Source organism: Marinobacterium litorale DSM 23545 (assembly GCF_000428985.1).
In the GTDB taxonomy this organism is placed as follows: domain Bacteria; phylum Pseudomonadota; class Gammaproteobacteria; order Pseudomonadales; family Balneatricaceae; genus Marinobacterium_D; species Marinobacterium_D litorale.
Window position 1 is genome coordinate 1 of record NZ_AUAZ01000058.1, and the last position, 5267, is coordinate 5267.

The window sequence follows — 5267 nt, forward strand, 5'->3', positions numbered from 1 at the left end:
AAAATTGCCACGACTATTGAAATCGTTTTTTGGCCATCCGGATTTGGCTTATATCTCCGGGTAATGTTCGCTTACTTTATTTCGAATTAGTAAGTGCAAGGCTGTCCTTGCCCACCCTTAAGGCCACACCTTGAATTGCTGCCCGTTTCCAGATCCACCCCACCATAGTCAGCACCTGGAAGCGCGACCTATTGGAGAGCGCGTCCGACCTCCTCGAAGGCAAGAGTATAGTCGGTAAGCAATTCGATGAACTCAGCACGGACGAACTGTACCGTGAGATTCGCCGACTGACGGTGGAACGCAATTTTTGTTGCTTAAGCTCCTGGGTGGCTCGTTCCACTTTGGCTGAGCTCCATGTATTTCACAGAGCCCTTCGGAAAATCCTTGCGAACCAAAAGCACTTCATCAAACTGTCACGTCAGTGACACGACGGTGTCATCTCTCAGCTTTATCGTTCAATTGTAACTCGCAATACGGCGAGCTTATTTATTGCAAAAGGTGATCCTGTGGCCCCAACTCAATCAACCAATGTGATGCTTCGAGTCGAGAGTATGGGCGTAACCTACCCGGGAAACGTCCTCGCGCTCAAACCCACCAACGTTCACTTTCACAAGGGCGAATTCACCGTGCTACTGGGACTTTCAGGCGCGGGTAAATCCACTCTGCTTCGTTCACTGAATCACCTGGTTAAGCCCACAACCGGGAAGGTTGTGTCTGGCGAGTTTGGTGAACTGACCAACCGTAGAATCCTGCGACAGCACCGCAGCCGCACCGCCATGGTGTTCCAGCATCACCAGCTGATCGAACGATACACCGCGTTACAGAATGTGCTGACAGGCAGACTTGCGTATCACGGTACTTGGCGAGGCCTGCTTCCCCTGCCCCGGCAGGACCTGGAGTTGGCTCTGCAATGCCTCGACCGCGTAGGTCTGGCTGACAAAGCGCTTTCCCGAGTAGATCAGTTGTCCGGCGGCCAGCAGCAGCGGGTTGGAATCGCCAGAGCATTGGTGCAGCAACCATCCATGATTCTTGCCGATGAGCCCGTTGCCAGCCTGGATCCGGCCACTTCTGAAAAGGTACTCGGCCTACTGCGCGATATTTGTCAGGAAGATGGAATCACCGCGGTTATTTCCTTGCACCAATTGGAATACGCCCAGCGTTTTGCAGACCGGATCATCGGCCTTTCGAACGCTCATATCGTTTTTGACGATGCTCCTGAAAACCTGAAATCGAAACACCTGGACGAGATTTACCACCGTTCACCCAGCGTGGTAGCTGCGGAAGGCAAACCAGCCATCCATAAACCTAAGACCACCCCGATAACGACAGACGTACTGGAGATAGCACAATGAAGACAATGATTCACTCTTTGCTGGCTCTGATAATGATGCTCGGCATCCATTGGTCAGCCTATGCCGCAGATACAGACCCTGATCTTTTGAAAGTTGCCTTGCTGCCGGATGAGAACGCGTCAGAACTGATCAAGCGAAACCAACCTTTGAAGGATTACCTGGAAACCACTCTTGGTAAGGAAGTAGAACTGATTGTTACCACCGATTACTCCTCCATGATCGAAGCCATGCGTTTTGGCCGAATTGACCTGGCTTACTTTGGTCCGTTGTCCTATGTGATGGCCAAGAGTAAGAGTGACATTGAACCCTTTGCCGCCATGGTGGTAGACGGGAAGCCGACTTATCGCTCCATCATTATTGCCAATGCGGACTCTGGCGTTGGCTCCTTCGCGGATATCAAAGGCAAGAAAATGGCCTACGGTGACCGCGCATCCACTTCCAGCCACCTGATCCCCAAGACCGTACTCCTTGAGAAGGCAGAGCTCGAAGCCGGAAAGGACTATGAGGCTCATTTCGTCGGTAGCCATGACGCTGTTGCGGTTAACGTCGCCAATGGCAATGCCGACGCCGGAGGGTTGTCCGAAGTTATCTTCGAGCATGTGATGGACCTCGGTTTGATTGATCGGAGCAAGGTCAAAGTGCTGGGCTACAGCGGTGACTTTCCTCAATACCCCTGGGCCATGCGTTCGAACCTGGCCCCTGAGCTGAAGAGCAACATTCAGAAAGCCTTTCTGCAGATCGATGACCCGGAGATTCTCGACAACCTGAAGGCTGAGGGATTCGCGGCAATTACCGACGAAGATTACGATGTCATCCGCGCTATGGGTGGCCTGCTCAATCTTGATTTCGCAAAAATGTGAGGAGTGCCCCATGAACTATACAACGACGGAACCGGCGACTCTGTCGCCGGCCCCGTCGGCCTCCGTGCTGGATGAGCACGCGAAAGGCTGGCGGAAAAAACTCGGACAGTCGCTGTTAGTGCTGCTCATCATTTTTGTCGCAAGTTGGCACGTAGGGCTGCTCAATTTCAATACACTTGCCAATGGCGTGCCAGCCATAGGCACACTCATTGGCGAATCTCTTCCACCTGACTTCACCAATGTGGCCAGCTGGGTGTCGCCGTTAATCGACACGCTTGCGATGAGCATTGCCGGTACTGCCATTGCAGTAACCTTGTCTGTGCCACTGGCATTCCTGGCTGCGCGCAACACCTCTCCACATCCGGTGGTGTTCCAAGTAACTCGAACCCTTTTAAACGGTTTGCGTTCAGTCCCGGAACTGATCATGGGCATCATCTTCGTGGCTGCTGTTGGTTTTGGGGCGTTGCCTGGCGTACTGGCGCTCGGTCTTCACTCCATTGGCATGGTTGGAAAGTTTTTTGCCGAAGCGATTGAGCATGTAGATGAGGCGCCAGTGGAAGCGGCCGATGCTGCCGGCGCTACTCGCTTGCAGGTGCTCTATCACGCCGTGCTGCCACAAGTACTTCCTCAATTCGCGGACGTGTCCATTTATCGCTGGGAATACAATTTCCGTGCCTCGACCGTAATGGGCATGGTGGGTGCCGGTGGTATTGGCTTCGAATTGATGGGCTCGCTGAGAATCATGCAGTATCAGGAAGTCAGCGCCATTCTCATTGTCATCTTGTTGATGGTCACCGTCGTGGACAGTCTCAGTGGCCGCCTTCGTAAGAAATTCAAATAAGGACCATCTATGAAACCCAAGGTTGTGATAACCCATAAGATCCATGACAGTGTTCTGGATGAACTTGCCCAAGATTGCGAGCTGGTCACCAACCAATCCGGCGCCACGTTGCCCCAGGAGGAAGTGGCTGCGCGCGTTGCAGACGCTGATGCGATGATGGCGTTCATGCCAGACCGAGTTGGAGTGGAGTTCCTACAGGGGTGTCCGCGCTTGAAGGTGATTGGTGCAGCCCTGAAAGGCTATGACAACTTTGATGTGGATGCCTGCACGCGTCATGGGGTTTGGCTGACATTTGTACCGGATTTGCTAACCGTGCCTACTGCAGAGCTAACGGTCGGGCTGACGATCAGTCTCACCCGACAAGTCAAGGCGGCGGACCACTTCGTTCGATCCGGTGAATTTACTGGCTGGACACCACGCTTCTATGGGCAGGGGATCGAAGGCTCACGGATTGGTATTGTGGGTATGGGGGCCATCGGCCAAGCGGTGGCGCAGCGCCTGAACGGATGGGGAGCGGATTTAATCTATTCCCAGCCGGAACGTTTACCCGTGCAGCATGAGCAGGCACTGGGTTTGTCCCATACTCCCCTCAAGATGCTGCTGGCCCAGTCAGATATTGTGATCCTGGCACTGGCGCTCAATGAGCAAACCCTCCACACCATTAATCGCGAAACGCTAACAGGAATGAAACCGGGCGCATTCCTTATCAATCCCTGCCGTGGATCTGTGGTGGATGAGGGTAGTGTTCTGCAAGCGCTTCAATCCGGTCAGTTGGGGGGGTACGCCGCTGATGTGTTTGAGATGGAAGATTGGGCGAGAGAAGATCGTCCGAGGGAGATCGCCCAGGGGCTCAGGGCCCACCCCAACACGCTGTTTACTGCTCACATCGGATCGGCAGTCAGCCAGGTGCGTCTGGCTATCGAGCAACGCGCTGCTCGGAACATTCTGCAAGTGCTTCGGGGTGAGCGGCCGGGTGATGCGATCAATGATCCCAGTGGCCGCGAGAGCGGCCCATGCTGAATCTTGTCTGGCTGAAGAGTTTCGTGGCGGTGCTGGACCACAACGGGTTTCAGGCCGCAGCCCGCCAGTTGGACATCGCACAACCCACACTGTCCCAGCACCTTCAAAAACTCGAAAACCAACTTGGCGTTTTATTGGTCCACAGGGGGCGCTCTGGCTGTGAGCCAACCCGGGCTGCCTTAACCTTGTTGCCTTTTGCCCGAAGTCTGCTCCGGCTGGAGGAGCAGGCGAGATCTTCCATTATGGAGGCTCGACTTCGCGTTGGGGCGAGCTCCAATATTGGGATTTATATGCTCCAGCCCTACATCCGTCGTTACAAGGAGCTGGGCGTAGGGCCCGAGGTGGATGTGGTAATAGATTCCAATCCGACTATTGCACGGCATTTATCGGACGGTGAGCTGGACGTGGCGATTATGGAGTGGTGGCATGATCTACCCGGATTCCATGCTCAGGCGTGGCGTAACGAGCCCGTTGTTCTAATCGTTCCGCCTGGTCACCCGTTAGCCCGTCGAACCGATATCGACCGCGATACGCTGTCTAACATGGCTCTGATCGGCGGCGAACCCGGCACCGGCACTGGCCGGCTTTTGGCGACCTACTTCGGTGAGCATGGGCCATTTCCGACGGTATCTATGCAGCTGGGTAGCACCGAAGCCGTCAAGCAAGCGGTTAAGGTCGGACTTGGCGCATCGTTGGTGCTTGAAAGTTCTGTACGGGAGGAGGTCCAAAATGGAAGTCTGGTGGCTATTCCCGTGAGTGAGCCTGGCCTTAGCAAGGAGCTGATGGTGATTTATCCGAGCAGCCTGGACAAACACAGGCCAGTATACTCGTTTGTTGGGCATCTCTGTGAATAGCTATTGGGTCCACCTCACGCATATCTAGCTGGGAATGCAGATACTGAGCCTCACGCTCACTTCGACAACGCAGTATTCCGTCATCTGCATATCGGCAGAATGGGATATCCGGATGACGAACGGTCAGCCAACGATCCAATGCATAATGCAGAAACAGGTTTGCCAGAACTGGCGATAACGGGCCACCTTGTGGTGTGCCAACGTTCCGTCGTTCCTGCTTACCATCTTTCGTCTGCATCGGTGCCGTTAGGGAAATGGGATGGACTCCCCCTCCTATGGCATTTATGTGCCAGATTGGTAGTTGACTCAACCAATCGTAAAGAAGGAGCCCATCATGGAA

General features: G+C 54.2%; 6 protein-coding genes. 5 read left to right on the forward strand and 1 reads right to left on the reverse strand.

The window, feature by feature from the left end:
* The first annotated feature begins 506 nt into the window (after positions 1-506).
* Genes phnC through G403_RS0120245 form a run of 5 tightly spaced genes read left to right on the forward strand, consistent with a single transcriptional unit; the run spans position 507 to position 4927 of the window.
* On the forward strand, positions 507-1352 hold the full coding sequence (phnC, locus tag G403_RS0120225; RefSeq protein WP_027855593.1) for a phosphonate ABC transporter ATP-binding protein: 846 nt from the start codon (positions 507-509) through the stop codon (positions 1350-1352).
* Positions 1349-2212 carry a phosphate/phosphite/phosphonate ABC transporter substrate-binding protein gene (gene phnD, locus G403_RS0120230; protein ID WP_027855594.1) on the forward strand — a complete coding sequence of 288 codons (864 nt, stop codon included), beginning with the start codon at positions 1349-1351 and terminating at the stop codon, positions 2210-2212. The genes phnC and phnD overlap by 4 nt, the downstream gene beginning before the upstream one ends.
* Before the next feature lie 10 nt (positions 2213-2222).
* Positions 2223-3053, forward strand: coding sequence for a phosphonate ABC transporter, permease protein PhnE (gene phnE, locus G403_RS0120235; protein WP_020833798.1), 831 nt, complete (start codon positions 2223-2225; stop codon positions 3051-3053).
* A 9-nt stretch (positions 3054-3062) separates the two neighbouring features.
* Positions 3063-4073 (forward strand): phosphonate dehydrogenase, encoded by a 1011-nt coding sequence (locus G403_RS0120240; protein WP_011783502.1) that lies wholly within the window; start codon positions 3063-3065, stop codon positions 4071-4073.
* Complete coding sequence (locus G403_RS0120245) at positions 4067-4927, forward strand: LysR family transcriptional regulator (protein WP_011783503.1); 861 nt, start codon at positions 4067-4069, stop codon at positions 4925-4927. Before G403_RS0120240 ends, G403_RS0120245 begins: the two co-directional genes overlap by 7 nt.
* Here the strand turns inward: G403_RS0120245 and G403_RS25165 are convergent.
* Entirely contained in the window at positions 4842-5165 is a 324-nt protein-coding gene (locus tag G403_RS25165) for a reverse transcriptase domain-containing protein (RefSeq protein WP_081697591.1), read from the reverse strand. The two genes, G403_RS0120245 and G403_RS25165, sit on opposite strands and share 86 nt — an antisense overlap.
* Positions 5166-5267: the final 102 nt, after the last annotated feature.